Here is a 26,520-nt window from a genome sequence, read left to right on the forward strand (position 1 = left end):
AAATACAAATAGTGCTACAAAAAGCCTGTATAAGCCTATTAAATAAATGATAAATCTTATATCTTTGATGTTAAACCCGACCGTATGAAATCGTTTTCTTTCTCGCTTACCCTACTCGCTATTTTTTCATTTTTTATCGCAGAGGCTCAGTATACCGAAACTATAAATAACAATAGACCCGGCGGTTCTCAAGGAGCATTCTCGGTGGGTACTAATGTACTGCAATTTGAGGGAGGATTTGGATTTGGTTCTGAAAATCATAGACTATTACAAACAGACGCAAGTGCTTTTGCTATAGATTATTCGGTACGTTTTGGATTTTGGAAAGAAGAATTAGAAGTGAGCTTAACGGGTGAGTTTCAATCTAATAATGTAACCGATTCTCGTGGAGCTATTCCTACAGAATACAGACAAAGCAATTTTAGAAGCAATACACTTGGCGCAAAATATTTAGTGTATGATCCCTACAGAAAAAGAGATCTTGAAGGTCCTAATTTATATAGCTGGAAAGCCAACAACAGATTTCAATGGAGAGATTTAATTCCTGCTATCTCTGTGTATGCGGGAGCAAATTTCGATACAGCGGATAATCCCTTTACCCCAGAAGAAGCCTTTAGTATTAGTCCTAGAGTGTCTGTACAAACACAGAATAATTTTAAAAGTGGTTTTGTATTGGTTACCAATATCATTGTCGATCGTTTTACCACACAGGCACCCACCTACGGATACATTGTAACCATGACCTACTCTGTTACTGATTGGTTTTCGGTATTTATAGAAAACCAAGGTTTTGATAGTGACTTCTATGCAGACAACTTATTACGAGGAGGTGCTGCAGCATTGATTACAAAGGATTGGCAAGTAGATGCATCTTTTTTGTATAGTTTAAAAGACACACCTACAAGAACCTATGGCCGTATTGGAGTCTCATATCGATTTGATTTCCATGGAGAAGATGAGTATATTGAAGAAAAAGGGAAAGCCGGAAGAGAGAAAAGAAGAGCCGAAAGAGATAAAAAGAAAGGCAAAAAGGACAAAGACAAAAAAGAAAAAAAGGAAAAGAAGAATAGAAAAGATGGTTTTGAAGGTGACGATGACGGAGATGACGAAGGCACAGAAAGACCCTAATACATTGCCGATTGAATATTGAGATATGATTACAGTACAAGAAGTAACTAGCAAAAAACAACTCGTCCAATTTGTAAAGTTTCCTTTTAAACTTTATAAAGATTGCGATATGTGGGTGCCACCCTTGAGCAAAGATGAGCTTGAAACATTAGATAAATCTAAAAACCCTGTATTTAATAATGCAGATGCAAATTACTATTTAGCCTATAAAGACGGGGCCATAGTGGGGCGTATCGCCGCCATAGTAAATCATCTAGAAATCAATAAAATTGGTAAAAAGAAAGTCCGTTTTGGTTGGTTAGACATGATAGACGATATCAACGTAACCAAGGCATTACTGAAGAAAGTATATGAAATTGGCGCAAAACATCAATTAGAATACGTAGAAGGCCCTGTAGGCTTTAGTAATATGGAAAAAGCCGGTATTTTAACTAAAGGCTTCGATGAATTAAATACCATGATTACTTGGTATCAATATCCTTATTATGCAGCACATTTTGAAAAATTAGGATTTGAGAAGCAAGCCACTTGGGTAGAATATAAATTAACCATCCCTCCTACCATAAAAGAAAAAGTAGCCAAATTTTCGAGCATTATAAAAAGACGATACGAACTTTCTGTTATTGATTTTAAGAGCAAAAAAGACATTTTACCTTATGTAGATACCATGTTTGAATTGTTGAATAAAACGTATAACTCTTTACAAACTTTTGTTCCAATTCAGCAATACCAAATTGATTATTACAAAGAGAAATATTTTGGTTTCATACAACCAGATTACATAACATGTATTCAAGATAAAGATAAGAATCTAGTAGCTTTTTCTATTGTAATGCCCTCTTTTAGCAAAGCATTAAAAAAAGCCAATGGTTCTTTGTTTCCATTAGGATGGTATCATTTATTACAAGCACAAAAAAAGAATGACCGCGCCGCTTTCTATTTAATTGGTATTGACCCAGAATATCAAGGAAAAGGAGTTACTGCCATTATTTTTGAAGAAATGCAAAACCTTTTCAATGCTAAAGGAATTGATAAGGTAGAAACCAACCCAGAATTGATAGAAAACACAGCTGTACAGTTACTTTGGAAAGATTATGAACCCATACAGCACAAGGAACGAAGTACTTTTAAGAAAGCTTTATAAAAACAAAAACCACCTATTTAGGTGGTTTTTTTATGTTTATCTATAAAAATTTATTCTCCAAAAGCAGCAGCTACAGAAGCAGACAACCTTTTATAAGTACCATTTTCTAGACGTTCTCTAATACCAGAGAAAGCATCTAAAGTTTCTTCAATATCTTGCATGGTATGTGTTGCCGTAGGAATCATTCTAAGTAAAATAAGTCCTTTAGGTATTACTGGATACACTACTATGGATGTAAAGACACCATAATTTTCACGTAAATCTTTCACCAAAGCCATTGCTTCTGGTACAGATCCTTTTAAATACACAGGTGTTACACAACTTTGTGTGGTTCCTAAATCAAAACCACGTTGACGTAAACCACCTTGTAAAGCACGTACGTTTTCCCAAAGCTTATCTTTATACTTTGTGCTAGAACGCATCATATCTAAACGTTTTAAAGCTCCTACCACTAATTGCATTTGCAATGACTTTGCAAACATTTGAGATCGTAGGTTATACTTTAGATAATTCATAATTTCTTCATCTCCAGCTATAAAAGCACCTGTGCTTGCCATAGATTTTGCAAAGGTTGCGAAATACACATCTATATCATCTTGAACACCTTGCTCCTCACCTGCTCCAGCACCTGTTTTACCAAGCGTTCCAAAACCATGAGCATCATCAACAAATAATCTGAAATTATATTTTTTCTTGAGCGCAACGATTTCTTTTAAACGTCCTTGTTCTCCACGCATTCCAAAAACACCTTCAGAAATCAATAAAATTCCTCCGCCTGTTTTCTCTGCCATTTTTGTAGCACGCTTTAGGTTTTTCTCGATACTTTCCATATCGTTGTGCTTATAAGTAAAGCGTTGGCCCATATGCAAACGTACACCATCAATAATACAGGCATGTGCGTCTACATCATATACAATAACATCATCTTTAGAAACCAATGCATCAATGGTAGAAACCATTCCTTGGTACCCAAAATTCAATAAATAAGCCGCTTCTTTATTCACAAAGGCTGCTAATTCATTTTGCAATTGTTCGTGCAAATCTGTGTGACCACTCATCATTCTGGCACCCATTGGGTATGCAGAACCGTAAGCTGCAGCTGCTTCTGCATCAACTTTGCGAACTTCTGGGTCATTTGCCAATCCAAGGTAATCGTTCACACTCCATGTAATCACTTCTTTACCGTTGAATTTCATACGATTAGAAATCGGACCTTCCAATTTTGGAAATACAAAATATCCTTCTGCTACTTCAGCCCACTTCCCAAGTGGCCCTTTATCTCTATAAATCTTATCAAATAAATCTTTCATCTATATACGTTGGTTTCTGTATAAGCTACAAAACTACTGATTTTAATTTTCTTTGCATAGTATTTTGCGAATAGTAGCCCACAATCTTGTAAACAAGGAATAAACAAATAGCGCTAAGAATTTTTAAAAACAAAAACAAATTTCTATAAAACTAAAATTTCCGAAGGTATACTTACTTCGGAAATTTTAGACTATGATAAGTTTGCTGTTTATTTCACATAAGAAATGGCATTACTCTCTTCGTTAATTGCGTCGAAGAAGCCCTGTTGTTTCATCCATTCATCGCTATACACTTTACTCATGTATCGTGAGCCATGATCGGGGAAAATAACAACTACATTACTAGAAGCGTCAAAGAAACCTTCTTCATCTAATTGTTTGATTCCTTGCATGGCAGCACCACTGGTATATCCAACAAAAAGACCTTCGGTCTTTGCCAGTTCACGTGCGGTGTGTGCGCTTTTTTCATCACTTACTTTTTCAAAATGATCTATGGTATCAAAATCTGTAGCGGTTGGAATTAGGTTTTTACCTAAACCTTCTATTCGATACGGATATATCTCATCACGGTCAAACTCTCTTGTTTGATGGTATTTTTGTAATACCGAACCATAAGCATCAATTCCAATAATTTGGATGTCTGGATTTTGTTCTTTTAAATATCGTCCAACACCAGAGATAGTACCTCCGGTACCACTACAAGCAACTAAATGTGTAATCTGGCCATTTGTTTGCTCCCATATTTCTTTCCCAGTAGTATGATAATGTGCATCAATATTAAGTGTATTGAAGTATTGGTTTATATATACAGAGCCTTTGGTTTCATTATGCAACCTCTTTGCTACTTCATAATAAGATCGTGGGTCGTCTGCACTTACATGTGCTGGACATACATAAACTTCAGCTCCCATAGTGCGAAGCATATCGATTTTATCTTTAGAAGATTTTGAGCTTACGGCTAAGATACATTTGTACCCTTTTATAATACTCACCATAGCAATACTAAAACCAGTATTTCCACTTGTGGTTTCAATAATCGTGTCGCCTGGTTTTAAGATTCCTTTTTTCTCAGCTTCTTCAAGAATATATAATGCAATTCTATCTTTTGAGGAATGGCCTGGATTAAATGCTTCTACTTTGGCAAAGTAATTTCCCTTTAGAGAAGCAGTAATTGTGTTAAGTTCTATTAATGGGGTATTCCCGATTAATTCTAACACATTTTTATGAGCCTTAATTTGTTGTTTCATAGAGGAATTTTAATTCTAAAAGATAGCCTATTTTTAAAACTTCGCAAAGATACATAATAATAATTACTCTGTAATCCCTTCTAAGTCAAGCATAAACGCATAGTCTTTTGCTGTCTCTTTTAAAGCCTCAAAACGTCCCGAAGCACCACCATGTCCTGCTTCCATGTTTGTGTCTAAAAACAATACATTATCATCTGTCTTTAACTCTCTAAGCTTTGCAACCCATTTGGCAGGTTCAAAGTACTGTACCTGACTATCATGTAATCCTGTAGTTACCAAAAGATTTGGATAGTATTGTGCCTTTACGTTATCATAAGGTGAATACGATTTCATGTAGTCATAATATTCCTTATCATTAGGATTTCCCCATTCGTCATACTCTCCTGTTGTTAATGGAATGGTATCATCTAACATCGTTGTAACGACATCAACAAATGGTACAGCCGCAACTACACCATTGTATAATTCTGGTGCCATATTTACTACTGTACCCATAAGAAGTCCTCCTGCAGAGCCACCCATAGCATACAGGTGATCTTTTGAGGTATAGCCCTCTGTAATAACATACTTAGAAGCATCTATAAAGTCTGTAAATGTATTTTTCTTTTTTAATAGCTTTCCATCTTCATACCAGGTACGGCCTAGATATTGTCCTCCACGAACATGAGCAATAGCAAAAATAAATCCTCTATCTAATAAGCTTAAACGCGTTGATGAGAAATAAGGATCCATTGTGGCTCCATAAGAACCATAGGCATATAATAAGAAAGGATTGGTACCATCCATTTTGATACCTTTTTTGTAGACCATCGAAATAGGCACTTTGGTGCCATCTGTTGCAGTTGCCCAAATACGTTTTGATTCGTAATTATCTTTGTTAAATTTTCCACCAAGTACTTCAGCTTCTTTCAAAACTGTTTTTTCTTGGGTTTTCATATTAAAATCTATCGTCGAATACGGTGTGGTTAGAGAAGAATACCCATATCTTAAAATTTCAGAATCAAAATCAGGATTTGTTCTTGAACCCGCCGTATAGGTTTCGTTATCAAAAGGTAAATAATAACTTTCTGAACCATCCCATCTCTTGATATGCATTTTATTTAAACCATTATCACGTTCTTCAACAACTAAATAGTCTTTAAATATTTCGATATCTTCTAACAGTACATCTTTTCTATGTGGTATTTCATCTACCCAATTTTCTTTAGTGGTTTTAGTCTCAGGAGTTTTCATGAGTTTAAAATTAGTAGCATTGTCTTTGTTAGTCACGATAAAGAAATCATTACCATAATGTGCGATACTATATTCTAATCCGCGCTCTCTTGGTTGAAATACTTTAAACTCCCCATTAGGCGTATTTGCATCAAGAATTTGATATTCTGTAGAAAGCGTACTATAACTACCTATGATGATGTATTTTTTAGATTTTGATTTGTATACGAACGTCCCAAAGGTTTCGTCTTCTTCTGTAAAGATCTTTTCATCATCTTTGGCATTCGTGCCAAGCACATGCTTAAAGATTTCATTCGAACGAAGGGTTTGTTCATCTTTCTTGGTATAAAAAATGGTTTTATTATCATTTGCCCAAGTAGCGCCACCTGTCGTTAACGGAATGTTTTCTTTGAGAATTTCACCCGTAACAAGGTTTTTGATATGAATGGTATACTTTCTTCTACTTACAGTATCCACACCAAAAGTTACCATGGTGTTATCTGGACTTACATTAATACCGTTTAAATTATAGTACGAATGTCCTTCTGCCATTTCATTAACATCGAACATGATTTCTTCTTCGGCGTCTAATGAACCTTTTTTACGGGTATAAATAGGGTAATCTTTACCGGTTTCAAAACGAGTAATGTAGTAATATCCATTCAACTTATAGGGAACAGAAGCGTCGTCTTCTTTGATACGGCCTTTCATTTCTTCAAAAAGTGACTTTTGAAATGCTTTAGTGTGCGCAGTCATCTTTTCATAATAGTCGTTTTCACGCTCTAAATAGTCAATTACTTCTGGGTTCTCTTTTTCGTTTAACCAATAGTAGCTATCATCTCTTGCATCTCCATGCTTTTCAAGATTTTTAGCTATTTTCTCAACTGTTGGAGGAATGTGATTCATTGATTTCTTTGTCGATTTAGTATCATTACATGCCAATAATAATGTAACAACTAATAGTAATATTGGAGCATTTTTTTTCATGGCAAAAGTATTATTTGTATGATTGCAAAATACTAAATTTGTAAGGAACTAAAAATTAAAATTATGTTTGGAGATCTCATGGGAATGATGGGTAAATTAAAAGAAACCCAAGAAAAAGTAGCCGCTACAAAAGAGCGCCTAAATACTGTACTTATTGACGAACAAAGCAATGATGGATTGCTAAAAGTTACCCTAACTGCCAACAGAACCATAAAAGCTATAGAAGTTGACAATGCCTTACTAGAAGACAAAGAACAACTAGAAGATTATTTGATACTAACTTTAAACAAAGCGATTGAAAAAGCAACTCAGATACATGAAACTGAACTAGCTTCAGTAGCTAAAGATGGTATGCCAAATATTCCAGGAATGGATGGCTTATTTAAATAATAAATACGCGTTATTAACAAAAAATCCCGAAGTAATTACTTCGGGATTTTTTTGTTAGCTTACATACTCATCTATTTAGAAGCATATTTGCTCACAAAGGTATAATGATGTGAGGTATCCTTATAGGTATTAAAAGAACTATATCCAGATAATTTCCCCATTTCAGAACCATTTTTATCTAACATTATTATCTTAGGGAAAGTTTTGCTTTTGTTGTATTTGTCAATCATACTGCGATTGTATTTTGTTTGCTCAGCTGTTAGAATATCCTTCCTTCTAGGATAATCAATCATTACAAATACAAAGTCGTTTGCATATTCTTGTTGAAACTTCTCCGCTCCAAAAAAATCGCTTTTTAAAGCAATACATGGTGCACACCAATCGCTACCAGTAAAATATACTAAAATTGGTTTTTTTGTTGCTGCTGAAATTTTCTTGGCCTCATCAATATTAGTAATCCATTTAAAATTTGAGGTTTGTATAGTTTCTGAAGATTCTTCAATAGTAGTTTCTTCGAGATTTTCTTCAAAACTAAATTGCGCATTCATAAAAAATGAAGCACACATTAGGAGGGCTAAAAGGATAGGTTTCATAGGTTCTAATTATGAGTAGGGTTAAGCATAATTTATGCCAAAGATGCTAAAAAAAAAAAAAGAATTCCCAAATTAATGAGAATTCTCTTTATAACGAAGTATGTATATACTTAGTATGTAATATGCTTAGTTATTGATTAATCTAAACTCTGTACGACGGTTTGCACTGTGCTCACGCTCTGTACATGAAACACCATCTTTACATCTGTTTGTTAATCTGTTTTCACCAAATCCGTTAGCAACTAATAAGCTACTGTTAACTCCTTTAGACTCTAAGTATCTTACAACTGCTTGCGCTCTTCTTTCAGAAAGATCTTGGTTAGATGTTGCTCCACCTCTAGAATCTGTGTGAGAAGCAATCTCTAATTTAACACCAGGGTTTTGAGCAAGAACTGGCATTAGACGCGTGTCAATGATGTTCTTAGCTTGAGGTGTTAATGTTGCAGAACCTAAGTTCCAGTTAATTGGTAATGCTTGGTACTCAACAAGAGCACACTCTACTTCTTTCCAAGTAGTTAAACCACCTTTTGTTTGTAGTACTTCTTTAGATACTGTTCTCGTTTGAGCAGGGACAGTTACTTCCTCTACTCTTGCGTCCGCAGCTAACTTAGTAACTTTTAATGTTCTCATTTGGTTAGGAACATCAATCGTTCTAGTTGTTGGAGGTGTAGACATTACAGTTTTTGTGAATGTTTTAGACTCAGCAGGAATATCTTCAACTCTTGTAGACTCATTAGAGATAATTGTTCTCTTCACCGTTTTTGTAACAGCAGGAATCTCAATACGCTCTGTAGTTGGAGGAGTCACCATTACTCTTTTTGTCATTGTCTTACGTACTTCTGGTACATCTACAACTCTTGTTGTTGGAGGAGTTACCATTACAGTAGTTTTGATAGTCTTAGTTTCTCCAGGAATATCAATTACTCTTGTAGAAGCTGGACGTACTAAAATTGTCCTAGTATATGTATCTTGTCCACAAGGAGTACCTCCGTTGTTTCCATCAACACAGTCAGGAGTTCTTACGAAAGATGCATCAGCAGCTAAACGTTGTACAGGTACTGTTGTGTACTCAGCTGGAACACCTTTGTAACACCAGTATCTACAATCGTTAGGATCGCTTGACTGACAGTCAGCAGCAGGAGTATCACTCATTTCCCAACGTGCAGTAGCTGGCTTAACTTCGATAGTTTCGTAATCTGTAGTGAAACTAGCAGGAGTAGTACTAATAGAAGAACCAAATTCTCTTTTCTTGTACGTTGCAGTCTCAGTTCCAAACTCAGCAGGAACAACTTCTAAACGTTGCGATGGTTCTTTAACAGTAATTGTTACGTCTCTTGTTTCGTATACAGCTGGTACGATTTCAACTTTTTGGTAAGCAGGTTGTGTAACTACTTCAAAAGTTCTGTCTTCGTATACAGCAGGCACAACACGTAAGCTATAACTAGCATCGCTTACTGTAACAGTCTCAGTATCTGAACTACGCTCAGAACCAATTTTTACTAAACGTTGAGAAGCTTCTCTTGTAACTATGCTAAAAGACTCAGTTGTATACTCAGCTGGAATTACTTCTAATTTTTGTGAAGCTACTTTAGATTCAACAGTGATATTGTCTGTAGTGTACTGTGCAGGAACAACACTTAATGTTTTGTATGCAGGAGATGTTTGTACAGTAACTTGTTGGTTTACCCAAACATCTGGTGTTACACAACGTACATAACATTTTCCTGGCTCAGGATTTGTTGGTAGATCTTGTGCGAATGTTACATTAGCAACTAAAAGCGCAAGAGCTAGTAAAATAGTTTTTTTCATGTTTGTTTGTTTAAAATGGTTATTTATTATTTTGCAAAAATACTATTCTTGCATATCAAATTTAGCCAAAAGCGGACTTAAAATTGATCACCATTACCATTTTTCGACAACGAACCTTAATTGGGGGATAAATTACATTTTTTATAGATAAAAGACTTAAAATCGCGGAAAAAATACTTACAAAACCAAAGGTTACCTTAAATACAATATTAGTGTAAGTACGTAGTTATTGAATCTAAAAACCTCGTATGCATCTCTTTAGAATAATCATGATGTGTTACTACACGAAGTTTTCCTTGCCCCATAGCACTAATACGAATACCCTTTTCTGCTAAGGCGTTTATAAATGTTTCTTCAGAAATATCATCCTTCAAATAAAAGATGACAATGTTTGTCTCTGTAGGTTCTACCTTTTTGATGTATGATAGTTGTTGTAAAGTTTCTGAAATTTCTTTGGCTTTTTGATGATCTTCTGCTAATCTTGAAACTTGATGATCCAGGGCATATACTCCTGCAGCTGCCATGAAACCTACTTGTCTCATTCCACCTCCAAGTACTTTACGTACACGAATGGCATTGTTCATTATTTTCTTCTTCCCAATAAGTACCGTTCCCATTGGAGACCCCAACCCTTTACTTAAACACACAGAAATAGTATCAAATACCTTCCCGTATGCTTTAGGATCTTCATTATTCGCAACAATAGCATTCATTAATCGCGCACCATCTAGATGTAGCCCTAGGTTATTTTCTTTTGCAACTTGTTGGATTTTTAAAATTTCCGCAAAATCATAACAGGCACCCCCTCCTTTATTAGTAGTGTTTTCCAAACAAACCAAACTGGTTAACGGACTGTGATAAAAGTCGGGTGGATTAATATTTTCTAATACTTGCGCTGCAGTAATCATTCCTCGAGTACCATCTACTAACTTACAAGACACACCGCTATTAAATGAGACACCACCGCCTTCATAATTATATACATGTGCCCATTTATCGCAAATAAGCTGTTCTCCTGGCTGCGTGTGTAACTTGATCGCTGCTTGATTAGCCATAGATCCCGTTGGAAAAAACAAGGCAGTATCCATTCCAAATAGTGTTGCCATTTTTTCTTCCAGCGCATTTACTGTAGGGTCTTCTTTATATACATCATCTCCAGTTTGAGCATTCATGATCGCATTCATCATTCCTGCAGTTGGTTTTGTTACTGTGTCACTTCGTAAATCAATTTTCATAAACCTCTTATTGTTGGCGTTTGTAGTTTGGATGTTTTTTTAAGGCGGGGAGAATACTATCTAATGTTGTATTTAATGCTACAATTTCTAAATCCTTATTATAATTATAATTAATATTTGGCTCATCCTCCACTGTTGTAAGGTCTAAGAGCTTGAAATATTGTTTAAAAGAAGCTTCTCCTTGTGTAAATTTAAATACTCGTAAACAATTTTCAGTAGCTGTTCTTGAAGTAGGCTCGGCTTTTTTTCTAGAAATCATATAGGCCCTAACAGGTTTGTTTTGATAGGTATTATAGTCTTTCATAGCGGCATCAAAAAAGGTAGTGTTTCCTAAAGGTACTGTCTCATACATACCACAGTTATCGATTTGCTTTGAAAAGGCAACATCCCCATCTTTCCAAAAAATATAGGATGCTATATAATTGCCAGAAGAGAAACATTGGGTACCATCTGGCATCACAAACATTTCTATATTCCCTTTGCAAATGCGCTGTGTATAAAAGAAATTAGTAATTCCTTTTGCTTTCAACTCAGCTTCAAAAGTCTGCAGCTGTCTTTCTACATAGGCTTTGTCATTTTTCTGTGCGAAATTAATAGTAGTCAAAAACAGAAAAAAAATAATGAGTAGGTTTTTCATAATTAGTTCATTTCATGATAACATTCAAAAGATCCAATAGGGCTTCCATCTGGAATTTGGGGTGTTTTAAAAACTTTAAATTTTGAGGGCGCCTTTTTAAATTCGGAAATTTCCGAAGTCAAAAATTGGTTAAACACATTGTTATTCTTAGCAAGCATTGTGCCAATTGTTTTTATACTTTCTCTCGCAAATGCCTTTGTTTGAGGGATGCTTTTTGAATGTACCGAAAGATTCATGAGGTGCTGTAATACCTGAAATTGAACTGTTTTTTGCAGTTCCTTTTGATAATCGCTCCCACTAGGTTTTTTATACGTTTCACTTACCAGCGCGGCAAGCACTTCATCAAGACCTAGAGCACTAGATTGCATTGCATTTTGCTGTATCAATCTGTTAGCGCGTTCTGGATGTAATAACAAAGAAAGTGTAAGATTACTTGCTGTTGCAGCGGCACCAATAGCATCAAAGGCAACGCCATTATTACTTTTAAAACTCTCCCTAGAACGCCAATATCCATAGGCTCTTGGTGGAAATAACTTCAAGGCATTTTGTGGGATTTCTAAGGCTTGAACCAATATCGTTTCTAAAATCGCCTTCAATGCTGCCTTTTGTTCATTCTTTGGAATATCTATAGTTATTACTTGACCATCTCCTTTTACTGCATAATTGTACTCCATCCCTCCTATTAATTTCACAGCAGCTTCGGTTTGAAAACGATGGTAAAAATACAGAGGAACAAAAACATCTTCTAAAACAGTGTAGGGCTCTCCAGTTCTAATATTGTCTTTTGAAAAAGTTTCCATGGCGACAGCTCTTAATGCAAGAACATTGCTAAGTTCTTGTGCAGCATTTGCACCATTATCCCATAAGTGCGCTTTGGCATGCGCTCCTCCTTGGGCTCTCGCATCACTATCGGTGATATATCGTAGTTCGTCTTTTTGGGCTTTTTCAAGAATATCTTTTAAAAAGGAAGCCTCTTGGGTTTCGGAAATTTCAGAATAACTATAGGCAACCGTCACTTTATCCCATGAACCTATTCCAGTGGCATAAGCATTGCTAAAATCGACTGCGCCATTGGCAAGTGATAAGGTAGGATGCGGATAATCCATCACACTTGCTCTACTATTGACGCTAGCCGCAAAATTATGGGCAAAGCCAAGTGTGTGACCAACTTCATGTGCAGAAAGCTGTCTAATTCTTGCCAAGGCCATGTCGAGCATAGGTTGGTAGTTATCATCTCGTTCTGCAAAGGGCTTATTCATTAATGCCTGAGCAATCATAAAATCTTGTCGAATTCGTAAACTCCCTAGGCTTACATGTCCTTTTATAATCTCTCCAGTTCTTGGATCAATCACACTCCCCCCATAACTCCATCCTCGGGTACTGCGATGTACCCATTGTATGACATTATAGCGCACATCCATCGGATCTGCAGTATCGGGAAGCATTTTTACCTGAAAGGCATTTTTGTACCCTATGGCTTCAAAAGCTTGATCCCACCAGCGAGCACCTTCTAGCAAAGCCGAACGAACTGGCTCTGGTGTACCCGGATCTAAATAATAAATAATAGGTTCTTTAGCTTCGGAAATTGGAGCACTCGGGTTTACTTTCTCTAAACGATGCCTGGTAATAAATCGTTTTTTAATAGGTTCCCAAATAGGCGTGCTATAATCTAAATAATCAATCGAAAAACTACCGCTTCTTGGGTCGAATGCTCTAGGAGTGTAGGCATCATCGGGTAATTTCACAAAACTAAGATGCTGTATGACAGATACAGAAGCAGCATCTGGAGCCACACTGCGAATGTTTCTTCCTGTAGGCTGTCCAGTAAAGGTTAATAAAGCTTCAAATTCGCTATTATTAGGGAAACTTTTGGTGCGTTCCATCCAAAGAGCGCTTCTGGTTTTATCTAGTTTATAAGCACCTTCTTTATTTCTTTTTAACGTATTTGCAACACCATGTGCATCTTGTAAAAGGTATGGTGAAAGGTCGATGATATAGACATCTCCTCTAGTTTCTTTGATAGGAAATCCAAATAAAATAGATCTTGCAAAAGCTTCTTTTATAGATTTCTTTTCTTGCGCATTTGTTGTAGATGCACGATATTTCAAGTTGGGTTGTTCTAGCAGTAACTTATTTCCTGCTTTGATAAATTTAACAACTGCTTGACCTCCTAATTGTCCTCTATCAATTCCAATGTCGTTGCTTCCAAGTCCCGTTCTTAAAGAGTGTACGTATAAAAAATCTTGGTCTATTTTTGATTTTGGTACTTCTAGTAAAAGAGTTCCTTTTGCGTCATCATACGTATAATTAAAGAAGCCTGAAAAAGATTGAGTTTGGGCATGAGTTGCTCCAAAAAAGAACAAACATATAATAAGGGTAAAAAAATGTTTCATAAATATAGGGTGTCATAATACCGCAGCGCTATTAAAAATCTAAATATAACAATATCTATTTTTCTTTTAGTTTCTAAACCTTTTCTTTTTTTCTGAAATGTTATAGGGTTATTTTTACGTCGTAGAAAAGTATTGAATAGTTTTAAAAAACCGAAGATTGGGAAGATATTCCCACTTTCGTAAGAATATATGATTACAACAGACCAACTCCAAGACCTTCGCTCTCGCACAGATGCGTTAAGGCAATATCTTTGACATTGCTGGCAAAGAGATAGAAATCACCAATGACGAAGAAAAAACATTCGACCCAAACTTTTGGAACAATCCTAGAGAAGCTGAAGCTTTTATGAAGGTGCTACGTACCAAAAAGAAATGGGTAAGCGATTACAAAACGGCTGTTTCTTTACTAGAAGAGGCCGAGGTATTGTATGAATTCTTTAAAGAAGGAGAAGGCACCGAAGTTCAAGTAACCAACCGATTTAATGAAGCGCTTGAGGCTACAGAATCGCTAGAGTTTAGAAACATGCTTGGTGAAGAAGGTGATGCTATGAGTGCCGTCCTTCAAATTACAGCTGGTGCAGGTGGTACAGAGAGTTGCGATTGGGCTAATATGCTCATGCGTATGTATTTAATGTGGGCTGAGAAAAATGGTTTTAAAGTAAAGGAGCTCAATTTTCAAGCAGGTGATGTTGCAGGTGTAAAAACTGTAACCTTAGAGATTGAAGGAGAATTTGCTTTTGGTTGGTTAAAGAGTGAAAATGGGGTGCATCGTTTGGTGCGCATCTCCCCTTTTGATAGTAATGCCAAACGTCATACAAGTTTTGCTAGTGTTTATGTGTATCCATTGGCAGATGATACGATAGAGATTGACATTAACCCTGCAGATATTTCTTGGGATTTTGCTAGAAGTAGTGGTGCAGGCGGACAAAATGTAAACAAAGTAGAAACCAAAGCAATATTAACACACAAGCCAAGTGGTATTGTAATACACAATAGTGAAACTCGCTCTCAATTAGAAAACAGAGAGAAAGCCATGCAAATGCTGAAATCACAGTTGTATGAAATCGAGTTACGCAAACAACAAGCGCAACGCGCCGAGATTGAAGATGGCAAAATGGCTATTGAATGGGGTAGTCAAATACGCAACTATGTATTACAGCCCTATAAGCTCGTAAAAGATGTGCGAACAGGACATGAAAGCACAAATCCAGATGCCGTGTTAGATGGACAACTAGATGGTTTCTTAAAATCCTATTTAATGATGACCGGACAAAAAGAATCTAGTAATGAGCTTTGATTGGTGATTGGTGATTGGTGAAATGTAAAAAATATTGGAGCACCTAAACTCTTTTTTATTATGGATGTGCACTCCTAAGTCGATTTTTATCGATCTCAGAAAGCAGATAATTAAATAACAATAAAAGAGATCCGACCACTACAGATACATCTGCCATATTAAAAATTCCAGTGTGAAAAAAACCTACATCTACATACATAAAATCGGTTACTGAGTTATATAAAATACGGTCATATATATTTCCTATGCCACCACCGATAATAAACGAAAATGCTATCAAATTCAATTTTGAGATTCCTTTTTCTTTAATGATGTATAGAAACATAATCACCAAAACCAATAATGGTAGTATTTGCAAGAAAACGATTTTTAGATTCGGACTTAAATTTTCTCCCAAACTTAGCGCAGCACCTGTGTTTTGCACCTTTGTAAGAATAAAATTATCATTGACTACTTGAATTTTTTCATTTGGTGCTATTTCTTTTCTAACTGTTTCCTTAGTGATTTGATCGCAACTTATGTTGCATAGTATTAACGTTAAAGAAAGAAATATTTTAAAAAGTCTGTTCATTTATATTTTTTTAATGTTACCAATGACCTCAGTAGATTGTAGCTGTTCACTATTCACAATTCACGTATCACAAAACACTATTCATTAATATGTGCAACCAAATCCTCATAGGTATAGTATTCTTTTTGGTCTTTACCTCTACTGTATAAAACGGGGACACGAATAGCTTTTAAACCTGTAACGCCTTGTAAATCCTCTAACTCTAGAATTTCAATGTCCAGATCTAGGTGTTTTTTGTGTTGTAAAAATTTAATGTACTTGAGATATTCTGCCTCATCTTCTTGTTGAGAGTAAATAATAGCTATTTTGCCAGCCTGCGTAATTCGTTCAGAAGTTCCTTTAATATTTGCTTTATCTACACGTTTTTTGATCACTTCATACCTAGCATTGTAGGTTCCATCTACGTCAAAACGCTTTTCATCCATTCTAAAACGAAGTGATAGTGGAGCGTTAAACACCAAAATCATAGAAGCCACATCTAGCGGTAATGTTAATTTTTCTTTTAGCTTATAATAACTATTCTCCATTTGGCACATCACCTGAAGTTGCCATAAACGCAGATTGTACAAATAGACTTTATGGAAACTATTTTTTTTAGTGATGGATTCTCCAATATACATGTTGTGCTCTACCCCATCTGTTTTAAAGCGTTCAAAATAATGGGGATACATTTTTTGTGCATCTTTTTGTTTTTTATCTAACACAGAAGCCATACGCTTATTAATCTCCATAACAGATTCATCATAATCTTTGCGGTGCTTGTAGACAAATCCAGAGGTATTATCTACTTTTTTATTGTACATAGCAATAAGCTCTTCTAATGCATCGCTCTTTTTGGACAAATGTTTAAATAACGGAGTGATTTCAGATTTTAAGAAACGTAATACAGATCGTTCACTGTCAACTTGGAAATTTGTCTGCAGATCCCCAAGAAAATCTTTAATCCTAAATTCTAATTGCTCGTAGATAGGTAATTTTTCTATATCAAACACCTTCTTTACAATCTTTAAAACAAAAGCTAATTGTAGTTCTAAATCATCTTTTACTGCTAAATTTCTAGCGGTAGAAGATCCTTTTATATCTATTTGACCAAATAAAGGATATACATTTTCAAAAACAGCTTCTCTAAACGTTGGGGAATTTCCAAGTAAATCTTCTTGCAAATACCGCTTTGCTTCTTGCTTAAATTTCCAATGTACACTAGAGTGTATTGAGGTACATTCTTGTTGAATGATAAGCTCTAATTCTCCTTCTTTACGTTGTTTTGCTTGTACCAAATACGTTTCAAGATAAGGCATAATATCCCGTAACTTTGTAGCATTAACAGAGTTCAGTTTGTTAGGTGTAAATGATGCTAGCTCCATAATTCCTAGCACGTTACCATTATCTACAATTGGGGCCAAAATAGCACTCTCTATGCCCTGCTCTACTAGCTTTTTATAAAGTACGTTATTGGGGTACATTTTGTGATAACGAGATGCATTGGATACCGTGTAAAACTCATTTTGCTTAAAAATTACTTTATAAGAATGCTCACAAAGTGCAACGGTGCTATCTATGGTATCTGAGCCGTTGAGTATAAAACTATTGACATTATTATACACTACCTTTTCCAGTACATTTTCTTCTTCGTTAAATTCAGAAAAACCTAAGACCAAGTCAGAACAATTAAATAAAGATTTAAAAATTGTTTGAAACTCATCATCCAAACTATCCTTTTGTTCTTCGGTATGTAGTAAGTTTGCTTTAAATTTTGCGATGTTTACATCTGCGGTAACGTCAAACAAATTAGCAATAATAAATCCGTTAAATATGTAACTATTTGGAGGAAACTTCTCTTTCCAAAGTGCTATGTTATCAAAATTATCTAATAATTCTTCAAAATCTTTTTCACTAAAATCTGGAGCCTTGTCTGTTTTTATGATATCTACAAAATCGGCATTATACATTAACCTGTAGGTTCTAACGATGCCATTTTTGTCGGGAATATCATAATACAATGGACGTCTAAAATCAATATCAAAACCATACAAAAAGTTGGTGACAATTACACAACCCATCACATAAAATTCATCTTCAGTAAAATGATTTAATTCAGGTGAGAAATCATCTCCTGCAATTTTGATGATGTTTTTGTAGCGCTGTGTCGATTTTATAATGAGCTCACTATAAGGAACCGTTGCTATTTTTATTTCATTTAGCTGCAAAATAGAAGAAAACAGATCTGCCATAACTAAATCTATCTGTTCTCTGTATTTCAACACATCAGTTTCTACACTCAAACCCTTTGAAAGTTCAGGATATTCTTTTTCGATAGCCAATACATTCTTAGCTCTGTCAGAGAGTAAAGAGACTTCATTTGTAATTTGAGCCCTATAACTATCGAACAGTTTTTTAAAACTAATCTGTATTTGTAGCGGAAACGCTTGTAGTTTTGTATTCACGATATTCAATTTAACACATAAATGTAGGCAAAAATAAGGTTCGATAGCCCAAAAACAGCTTTATTAACAAATTTTTGTTCTTTATAACATTTCAGAAAAAACACCTATTTTTGTCTTTAAAATATAACCCATGAGAATTTCAATAGTAGCACTTCTTTTTCTTAGCCTAATTGCTTGTAACACCGATACCGATTCGTACACCCTTAGCGGAACCGCAGCAGGTATGCCAGATGGATCTGAAGTAATGATCTACACTATTAAAGATAACCAAACCAAAGTATTAGATACGCTCACCATCACGAATGGTTCTTTTTCGGGAACATTCACAAAAAATACTGAGCCATCAATACATTACATGGTTGTTAATAATAGTAGTGTGTTATACTTTCCTGAAAGTGAAGATTTAACAGCAACTATCTATAAAGATAGCATTCAAGCTTCTTTTGTGACTGGTAACATACAAAATGATGCCTATCGCTCTTTCACCAAAGAAATACGTAAAATAGCTGTTCAAAAAAGTGAAGTAGCAGCAAAATTCAATCAAGCAAAAAAAGAAAATAATAATGCTGCTTATGCTAGTTTGCAACAAGAAAACATTGCCTTAACTAAGAAAGAAAACATCTATAAAAAGGAGTTTGCTGAACAAAATCCAAATTCAGTTTTTGCGCTTTTATTGGTTTCTGAAATGTTAAACAAAAAACAACTGAACGCTAAAGAAGCTGCAGATTTGGTTTCAAATTTTAGTCCGAAGATAGCAAATACTGCCATCGGTAAAGAAATCATGGCTACTGCCGAAAACCTAAAGAATAGTGATGTTGGTGGAACGGCTCCGGCATTTACTGCAAAAACTCCTGAAGGTAGGGATTTATCCTTAAAAGAAGCTATGGGGAAATATACACTAATTGACTTCTGGGCTTCTTGGTGCGGACCCTGTAGAAGAGAAAATCCAAATGTGGTAAGAGTTTATGAAAAATATCATGACAAAGGGTTAAACATCATTAGTGTTTCTCTAGACAAAGCAGGACAGCAAAAACGATGGGTACAAGCCATTGAAAAAGACAAAATGGACTGGTATCATGTTTCTAACCTAAAATTCTGGCAAGACCCTATTGCAAAAGAATATGGCGTGCGTTCTATTCCTGCAACCTTCTTAATTGATGAAGAAGGAACCATTATTGCCAAAAATTTACGTGGCCCAGCATTGGAGAATAAAATTGCATCGTTGTTACAGTAAGAAGTACGTAACAAATTAAAAAAGAAGATGTCAAAAAAGTAAACTTAGATGTCTGTTCGAGCGCAGTCGAGAACTACACCTCACTGATAAACAACAAAGGTTTCGACTGCGCTCAACCAGACAAAAGTTAATTTTTCACTTTTTAGACATCCTCTTTTTTGTATACTATTAGGATTATTATTTACTAAAATACTTAGCAACATTGGTCTCTATTCTAGCATCAATGTTAGACACATCTGCTTTTACAAAGGTCTCCCCTGTAATATTTTCATACAACTCAATGTAACGTTCGCTTACAGTTTCAATGTAGGCATCACTCATGTGAGGTACCGTTTGCCCTTCTAATCCTTGAAAGTTGTTTTGTATGAGCCATTGGCGTACAAACTCTTTCGATAATTGTTTTTGAGCTTCTCCAGCTTCTTGACGTGCTTCATAACCATCTGCATAGAAATAGCGTGAAGAATCTGGTGTATGAATTTCATCAATTAAAACAATACGACCATCTTTTGTTTTTCCAAATTCGTATTTGGTATCCACTAAGATTAATCCACGCTTTGCAGCGATTTCACTTCCTCGTTGAAATAATTTACGCGTATAGTCCTCTAGAACGATATAGTCTTCTTCACTTACAATGCCACGCTTTAATATGTCTTCTCTAGAAATATCTTCATCGTGGTCTCCCATTTCGGCTTTGGTCGCAGGAGTAATGATAGGCGTGGGAAATTTATCATTCTCTTTCATCCCTTCTGGCATGGCAACGCCACATAATACACGTTTGCCTGCTTTGTATTCTCTTGCAGCATGACCACTCATGTATCCGCGTATCACCATTTCTACTTTAAAAGGATCACAAGCTTCACCAATAGCTACATTTGGATCTGGCGTTGCAGTAAGCCAATTAGGTACCAAGTCTTGGGTGTCTCGCATCATTTTGGTGGCAATCTGATTTAAGATTTGCCCTTTATAGGGAATTCCTTTGGGCATGACCACATCAAAAGCACTTAACCTGTCTGTAGCTACCATGAGCAATTGATCATTTTCTAGGGTATACACAGAACGAACTTTTCCGTGATACACGTTTTTTTGTCCAGGAAAATGAAAGTCGGTTTTAGTAATAGTGTTGCTCATTGCGTTGGTATTGATTGCGATAATTTTCGCAAAAATAATTCAATATGTTTGGTATTATAATATTTCCGAAGAAAAAATTACGCATCTAAATTTTCAATGCCTTTATACGCAGAAATGATCTTTTTCACCAATTTGTGACGTATTACATCTTTGTCATCAAGGTACACCATTCCTACGCCATCCACATCTTTTAAGACCAACAACGCTTCTTTTAGACCCGATGTTACACGACGTGGTAAATCTATTTGTCCAGGATCTCCTGTGATGATAAATTTTGCATGCTTCCCCATACGGGTTAAGAACATTTTCATTTGCGCATGGGTGGTGTTTTGTGCTTCATCAAGAATAACAAATGCATTATCCAGCGTTCTACCGCGCATAAAGGCTAAGGGTGCAATTTGTATGGTTCCATTCTCTATAAAGGTCTCTAACTTTTCGGCAGGAATCATGTCTCTAAGTCCGTCATACAAAGGTTGCATATACGGATCTAATTTTTCTTTTAAATCACCCGGTAAAAAACCAAGGTTCTCCCCCGCTTCTACCGCAGGACGCGTCATGATGATGCGTTTTACTTGTTTTTCTTTAAGTGCTCTTACGGCTAAGGCCACAGCAGTGTAGGTCTTCCCTGTTCCTGCAGGGCCTACCGCAAATAATAAATCATTCTTTTTTGATAGGTCTACTAACTTTCGTTGATTGGCAGTTTGAGCTTTAATGAGTTTTCCACTCACGCCGTGGACTAATACATCGCCACTTTTGGGAGAGGTTTCATAATCAGATTTACTGGTGCTTGATAGTACACGTTCGATAACGTTTTCATCAAGTTTATTGTATTTCCCAAAGTGTTCTAGCAGCATGGTAATACGTTTATCAAACTCTTCTAGAACCTCTTCATCACCATAGGCTTTTAATTTGCTGCCACGAGCCACAAGTTTTAGTTTGGGGAAGTATTTTTTTAATAGGTCAATATTGGTGTTTTGATTCCCAAAAAAGTCTCTTGGGTTCATCTCTGTAAGTTCGATAATAAGTTCGTTCAAAAGCCTGTATTTTTTATAATAGTATGGATATCGTTGTTTATAAGTCGTAATTCTTATAGTAAATATAGTTTTTTGAATTCATAAAGTAGTTTAATTTTGTAGGTGTACTGTCAACAAAATATCAACAATTCTCTATGGCCATAATCACACTCACAACAGACTTTGGTGAAAAAGATCACTTTGCTGGTGCGGTGAAAGGAGCTATTTACAGTGAACTGGAAGGTGTAAAAATTGTTGATATCTCACATTCTGTATCGCCATTCCACATCATGGAGGCGGCATATATCATTCAAAATGCATACAATAGTTTTCCTCCAGGCTCCATTCACATCATCGGAATCGATAGTGAGCTCAATCCAGAAAACAAACACATTGCTGTCTTGCTTGACGGTCATTATTTTATCTGTGCCAACAATGGTATTATCTCTATGCTCGCCAACGAGATTAACCCAGAAAAGATTGTAGAGATTAATATTCATGATCGTATTATTACTAATTTCCCTGTGCTAGATGTTTTTGTAAAAGTGGCTTGCCATATTGCGCGAGGCGGTACATTGGAAGTGATTGGAAAACAAATTGATGCCATTAAAGAAATAAGAGGCATAAGACCTACTGTAAATCAAGAAGGAAATCAAATCATGGGATCAGTGATTTATATTGATAACTACGGAAATGTGATTACCAATATTACAAAGGCACAATTTGATAAAGTAGGCAAAGGCCGAAATTTTAAAATTACCTCAAGAACGGCTAATTTCTCCACCATACATAGTCACTATAGTGATGCCATTAATTTTGATATCAGTCCAGAAAAAAGAGATGAAGATGGGAAGAAAATAGCGCTTTGGAATTCTTCAAACTATCTAGAACTGTCTATTTACAAAAGTAACCCAGCCACTGTAGGAAGTGCTGCATCTTTGTTTGGTTTGGCTTACAGAGATACGGTAACCGTTAATTTCACAAATGACAACTAATTAAAGTAATAAGTACTGCTTTCAACAACATGAAAAACACATCAAAAATCACCATTGGTTGCATGTCCTGGGGAAGTTGGGGGAAAAAACTTTCAACCAAAGAACAAACTGAACTCATTGCCTTTTGTGTAGCTCAAGGAAACACAGCATTTGATCATGCAGACATTTATGGTGACTATACTACCGAAACAGAATTTGGACTCGCACTCAAAGAAAGTTCAATTTCTAGAGAAGACATTCAACTTATTACCAAATGCGGAATTCAATATGTAGGTGCATCAAGAAATAATACTGTCAAACATTACAATTACGATAAGGACTATATTATTTGGAGTGCTGAAACATCTTTACGAAATTTAAAAACTGATTATATAGATACGTTCTTGTTGCATAGGCCTAGTCCGTTACTACATCCAGATGAAGTTGCCGAAGCAATTACCCATCTTAAAAAGAGTGGAAAAATCATCAATTTTGGCGTTTCTAACTTTAGGCCTTCACAAGTAGCACTACTTGCCGATGTCCTTCCTATTGCCACAAATCAAATAGAATTTTCACTCACCCAACATGAAGCTATGCAAGATGGAACATTAGACATGATGCTTCAAAAAAACATACAGCCCATGTGTTGGAGTCCTTTAGGCTCATTTTTTAAAGAAAATACAGATCAAACATCCCGAATACAAAGCGTACTTAGTACATTAACAGAAAAATATGATGCTACAGAGGATACCTTGCTTTTTAGTTGGATCATAAAACACCCAGCAGCTATTAGTCCAGTGATAGGAACCACCTCAAAAGAACGTATAAAAAATGCAAACAAAGCATTAGAAACTCCTTTAACAACAGAGGATTGGTTTTTAATGTTAACAGCAAGTTTGGGTCATAAAGTACCTTAACCTATTTTTAATTAAGACGAAACAAAGAATGTTTACACGTATTGTAAAAATGGAATTCAAAGAAGAGAAAGTAGCAGCTTTTTTAGCTAATTTTGAAACGGTAAAACATCGCATTCGCAATTTTGAAGGTTGTATGCATTTAGAATTGTTTAGAGACAAAAAAGATCCTACTATTTTCTTCACCTACAGCAAGTGGAATGAAGAAAGTGATTTAGAAACCTATCGCCATAGTGAACTTTTTAAAGGGGTCTGGGCAACAACCAAACCTATGTTTCGTTCTAAAGCCGCAGCTTGGAGTGTGGATGCTGAGGAAGTTTAAATGTTTATGAGTTTATATGTTTAAAATATGTAAACTTTATTCCCCCTTTGACCCTCCGACAGGCTCAGGGTGACAAAACCAAAGACCAAAGACCAAAGACCAAAGACCAAATTTAAAATGCTAGCAATCATAAAAAAAGAAATTAATACCTTCTTCTCCAGCCCTATTGGGTATTTGGTGATTGGGTTATTTCTTGTTGTCAACGGATTATTTCTATGGGTGTTTCAAGGAAATTTTAATATTTTTGACAGCGGTTTTGCAGACCTTGCGCCGTTTTTTGACTTAGCGCCTTGGATTTTATTATTCTTAATTCCAGCAGTCACTATGCGTGCTTTTAGTGACGAATTAAAAATGGGCACCTTAGAGTTGTTACTAACAAAACCCATTGCCATTAGAGACATTGTGCTAGGTAAATATTTTGGAGCCTTCATTCTAATTTGTATTGCACTTATTCCTACCCTAGGGTATATAGCTACCATCTCATCGCTAGGGAATCCTGCAGGTACTTTTGATGTTGGCAGTACGCTGGGATCTTACTTAGGGTTGCTTTTTTTAGTAGCTGCCTATACGGCTATTGGCATCTTTGCTTCTACCCTTTCTAGCAATCAAATTGTAGCATTTATAATTGCTGTGCTGCTTTGCTTTATCTTATATTATAGTTTTGATGCCCTATCGGAAATTTTAAACGGCAACACCTTGATCGGTTCAATAGGCTTTAAACAGCACTTCGACAGCATTGCAAGGGGTGTGATTGATACCAGAGATATTGTTTATTTTATAAGTATTGCCTTTTTATTTATTGGCGCAACTGTAGTAAAACTTAAAAGCGCACAATGAATCTAAAAAACATCAAAAAAATAGGAATCCTCCTTGCAGTAGTCATTGGCGCAAACCTAATTAGCAACTATCTGTACAAGCGCTTTGATCTAACTCAAGATCAGCGTTACACGGTTTCTAAAGCTACCAAAAGTATCATAGGTCCAATAGATGCACCTTTGGTGATAGAAGTTTTACTCGATGGCACTTTGCCTTCTGAATTCAAAAAATTAAAAATAGAAACCAAGCAACTCTTAGAAGAGTTTTCTGGATACAATGCTAACATTAACTATTCTTTTTCTAATCCTTTAGCGGGAGAAGAAAATACAACCGACATACAGAAACAATTGTTCCAAATGGGGATTATTCCTGCCGAAGTTGAAGTAAGAGACAACGGCAAAGTATCTGTAGAACGTGTCTATCCATGGGCTTTGGCCTATTACAATGGGAAATCTGTAAAAATCCCTCTACTTAAAAATACTTTAGGTGCTACCTCACAAGAACGAGTTACCAATTCGATTCAGAATCTAGAATATGCTTTTGCAGATGGTTTCAAACAATTGGCAACTCCAAAATCTAAAACCATTGCCTTCTTAAAAGGAAATGGAGAACTAGAGGACAAACAGATTGCAAGCTTTTTAAAAACAACGAGAGATTATTATGGCATTGCCCCTTTTATCTTAGATTCTGTAGCAAAGGACCCAGAGCGCACTTTGAAACAATTACTGACTTACGACTTGTTAGTAATTGCAAAACCTACTGAAGCCTTTACAGATAAAGAAAAGTATGTATTAGATCAATACATCATGAATGGTGGTGCTTCGCTATGGCTCATAGATGCCCTAGACCAAAAAATAGATCCTAACACCGGAAATAATTACTTAGTTGCCAACGATTTAGGACTTAGCGATTTGTTTTTTAAATACGGTGTGAGAATACAACCCACCGTTATTAGAGACCTTTACAGTGCTCCTATTGTGTTAGCCCAAGGCACAGAAAATGATTCGCAATACAACCAGTACCCTTGGTTTTATTATCCGTTATCATCCAGTGCAAACGGACATCCTATTGTAACCAATATTGAAGGGGTTAAATTTGAATATACATCACCCATTGAATTGTTAGAAACTGATGTTGAGAAAACTATATTACTAAGCTCTTCTCCTATCACCGCTGCCGAAACAACACCGCATGAAATAGACTTTGATGCTGCCATTCCATACAATTTAAAAGTAGTGAATGAAGGTCCGAATCCCCAAGAATTTTCGGCTGGAGAATTGCCCATGGCCGTATTGTTGGAGGGTCGCTTTACTTCGGGACTCAAAAACAGGGTAAAACCCTTTAAAATTTCCGAAGCAGGCATTGCAAAAGATGAAAGCATTGCTACTAAAATGGTGATTGTAAGTGATGGTGATATTATAAGGAATCAGTTTGATAAGGGCAGACCGCTTCCAACAGGTTTTGATAAAATGACACAAACCATGTTTGGAAATAACGACTTTTTATTGAATACCGTAAATTACCTTCTAGACGATACCGGACTTATAAACATCCGTACCAAGAAAATTGCCATTCCATTTTTAGATTCGCAAAAGGTACAAGCATCGCGCAGCCTTTGGCAAGGATTGCATTTAGTACTTCCATTGATAGCGCTGGCTATTTTTGGATTTATTTTTACATATTTCCGCAAGAAAAAATACCAAGGCTAAGTGTTAATAAGTT

The 26,520-nt window shown here is 35.8% G+C and carries 21 protein-coding genes and 1 pseudogene; 10 read left to right on the top strand and 12 right to left on the bottom strand.

Annotated features, from left to right (window positions below; genetic code table 11):
* Positions 1-84 precede the first annotated feature (84 nt).
* A complete protein-coding gene (locus ACY2RS_RS04275; RefSeq protein WP_490097374.1) occupies positions 85-1,128 on the top strand; it encodes a transporter in 1,044 nt (347 codons plus the stop codon).
* A gap of 25 nt (positions 1,129-1,153) precedes the next feature.
* Positions 1,154-2,272 (top strand): GNAT family N-acetyltransferase, encoded by a 1,119-nt coding sequence (locus ACY2RS_RS04280; RefSeq protein WP_490097375.1) that lies wholly within the window; start codon positions 1,154-1,156, stop codon positions 2,270-2,272.
* A gap of 50 nt (positions 2,273-2,322) precedes the next feature.
* On the opposite strand, the gene capB is transcribed toward ACY2RS_RS04280, so the two are convergent.
* From capB to ACY2RS_RS04295, 3 genes are all read right to left on the bottom strand, one after another.
* A complete protein-coding gene (capB, locus tag ACY2RS_RS04285) occupies positions 2,323-3,582 on the bottom strand; it encodes a cysteate-C-fatty acyltransferase (protein ID WP_490097376.1) in 1,260 nt (419 codons plus the stop codon).
* Positions 3,583-3,791: 209 nt separating this feature from the next.
* Positions 3,792-4,829 carry a cysteate synthase gene (capA, locus tag ACY2RS_RS04290; RefSeq protein WP_490097377.1) on the bottom strand — a complete coding sequence of 346 codons (1,038 nt, stop codon included), beginning with the start codon at positions 4,827-4,829 and terminating at the stop codon, positions 3,792-3,794.
* Between the two features lie 63 nt (positions 4,830-4,892).
* Positions 4,893-7,028, bottom strand: a complete 2,136-nt coding sequence (locus ACY2RS_RS04295; RefSeq protein ID WP_490097378.1) for a S9 family peptidase — start codon at positions 7,026-7,028, stop codon at positions 4,893-4,895.
* Positions 7,029-7,091: 63 nt separating this feature from the next.
* Here ACY2RS_RS04295 and ACY2RS_RS04300 point away from each other — a divergent pair, with 63 nt between their 5' ends.
* On the top strand, positions 7,092-7,418 hold the full coding sequence (locus ACY2RS_RS04300; protein ID WP_490097379.1) for a YbaB/EbfC family nucleoid-associated protein: 327 nt from the start codon (positions 7,092-7,094) through the stop codon (positions 7,416-7,418).
* Between the two features lie 71 nt (positions 7,419-7,489).
* Here the strand turns inward: ACY2RS_RS04300 and ACY2RS_RS04305 are convergent, their stop codons facing one another.
* The 5 genes and pseudogenes from ACY2RS_RS04305 to ACY2RS_RS04325 form a co-directional block, all read right to left on the bottom strand.
* Positions 7,490-8,011 (bottom strand): thioredoxin family protein, encoded by a 522-nt coding sequence (locus tag ACY2RS_RS04305; RefSeq protein ID WP_490097380.1) that lies wholly within the window; start codon positions 8,009-8,011, stop codon positions 7,490-7,492.
* Positions 8,012-8,137: 126 nt separating this feature from the next.
* Positions 8,138-8,593: pseudogene (locus ACY2RS_RS04310) on the bottom strand (OmpA family protein); the annotation flags it as partial.
* A 1,436-nt stretch (positions 8,594-10,029) separates the two neighbouring features.
* Positions 10,030-11,055, bottom strand: coding sequence for a threonine aldolase family protein (locus tag ACY2RS_RS04315; protein WP_490097381.1), 1,026 nt, complete (start codon positions 11,053-11,055; stop codon positions 10,030-10,032).
* A 7-nt stretch (positions 11,056-11,062) separates the two neighbouring features.
* Entirely contained in the window at positions 11,063-11,692 is a 630-nt protein-coding gene (locus ACY2RS_RS04320) for a hypothetical protein (protein ID WP_490097382.1), read from the bottom strand.
* Positions 11,693-11,694: 2 nt separating this feature from the next.
* Complete coding sequence (locus tag ACY2RS_RS04325; RefSeq protein ID WP_490097383.1) at positions 11,695-14,085, bottom strand: zinc-dependent metalloprotease; 2,391 nt, start codon at positions 14,083-14,085, stop codon at positions 11,695-11,697.
* A 189-nt stretch (positions 14,086-14,274) separates the two neighbouring features.
* Between ACY2RS_RS04325 and prfB the strand changes: the two genes are divergently transcribed.
* Positions 14,275-15,382 (top strand): peptide chain release factor 2 gene (prfB, locus tag ACY2RS_RS04330; RefSeq protein WP_490097384.1). Its coding sequence is split into 2 segments (ribosomal slippage): positions 14,275-14,337 and positions 14,339-15,382, totalling 1,107 coding nucleotides; the frame shifts between segments, so codons are not numbered across the junction.
* A gap of 58 nt (positions 15,383-15,440) precedes the next feature.
* On the opposite strand, the gene lspA is transcribed toward prfB, so the two are convergent.
* Both lspA and ACY2RS_RS04340 read right to left on the bottom strand, forming a co-directional pair.
* Complete coding sequence (gene lspA / locus ACY2RS_RS04335) at positions 15,441-15,953, bottom strand: signal peptidase II (protein ID WP_490097385.1); 513 nt, start codon at positions 15,951-15,953, stop codon at positions 15,441-15,443.
* A 77-nt stretch (positions 15,954-16,030) separates the two neighbouring features.
* Complete coding sequence (locus ACY2RS_RS04340; protein ID WP_490097386.1) at positions 16,031-18,397, bottom strand: GAF domain-containing protein; 2,367 nt, start codon at positions 18,395-18,397, stop codon at positions 16,031-16,033.
* A gap of 130 nt (positions 18,398-18,527) precedes the next feature.
* Here ACY2RS_RS04340 and ACY2RS_RS04345 point away from each other — a divergent pair, with 130 nt between their 5' ends.
* Positions 18,528-19,631 carry a redoxin domain-containing protein gene (locus tag ACY2RS_RS04345; protein WP_490097387.1) on the top strand — a complete coding sequence of 368 codons (1,104 nt, stop codon included), beginning with the start codon at positions 18,528-18,530 and terminating at the stop codon, positions 19,629-19,631.
* A 177-nt stretch (positions 19,632-19,808) separates the two neighbouring features.
* Here the strand turns inward: ACY2RS_RS04345 and ACY2RS_RS04350 are convergent, their stop codons facing one another.
* On the bottom strand, positions 19,809-20,759 hold the full coding sequence (locus ACY2RS_RS04350; RefSeq protein ID WP_490097388.1) for a phosphoribosylaminoimidazolesuccinocarboxamide synthase: 951 nt from the start codon (positions 20,757-20,759) through the stop codon (positions 19,809-19,811).
* A 77-nt stretch (positions 20,760-20,836) separates the two neighbouring features.
* Positions 20,837-21,793 carry a PhoH family protein gene (locus tag ACY2RS_RS04355; RefSeq protein ID WP_490097389.1) on the bottom strand — a complete coding sequence of 319 codons (957 nt, stop codon included), beginning with the start codon at positions 21,791-21,793 and terminating at the stop codon, positions 20,837-20,839.
* A gap of 134 nt (positions 21,794-21,927) precedes the next feature.
* Here ACY2RS_RS04355 and ACY2RS_RS04360 point away from each other — a divergent pair, with 134 nt between their 5' ends.
* The 5 genes from ACY2RS_RS04360 (at position 21,928) to gldG (ending at position 26,507) form a co-directional block, all read left to right on the top strand.
* Positions 21,928-22,767 (top strand): SAM hydrolase/SAM-dependent halogenase family protein, encoded by an 840-nt coding sequence (locus ACY2RS_RS04360; protein WP_490097390.1) that lies wholly within the window; start codon positions 21,928-21,930, stop codon positions 22,765-22,767.
* A gap of 29 nt (positions 22,768-22,796) precedes the next feature.
* The gene (locus ACY2RS_RS04365; RefSeq protein ID WP_490097391.1) at positions 22,797-23,663 is read left to right on the top strand and encodes an aldo/keto reductase; all 867 of its coding nucleotides are present in this window, start codon (positions 22,797-22,799) and stop codon (positions 23,661-23,663) included.
* 28 nt (positions 23,664-23,691) lie between these two features.
* Positions 23,692-23,982 carry a putative quinol monooxygenase gene (locus ACY2RS_RS04370; protein WP_490097392.1) on the top strand — a complete coding sequence of 97 codons (291 nt, stop codon included), beginning with the start codon at positions 23,692-23,694 and terminating at the stop codon, positions 23,980-23,982.
* A 117-nt stretch (positions 23,983-24,099) separates the two neighbouring features.
* Positions 24,100-24,819, top strand: coding sequence for a gliding motility-associated ABC transporter permease subunit GldF (gldF, locus tag ACY2RS_RS04375; RefSeq protein WP_490097393.1), 720 nt, complete (start codon positions 24,100-24,102; stop codon positions 24,817-24,819).
* Entirely contained in the window at positions 24,816-26,507 is a 1,692-nt protein-coding gene (gene gldG / locus ACY2RS_RS04380) for a gliding motility-associated ABC transporter substrate-binding protein GldG (RefSeq protein ID WP_490097394.1), read from the top strand. Before gldF ends, gldG begins: the two co-directional genes overlap by 4 nt.
* The last annotated feature ends 13 nt before the right edge of the window (positions 26,508-26,520 follow it).

It is taken from the genome of Patiriisocius sp. 208BN25-11 (assembly GCF_058147145.1).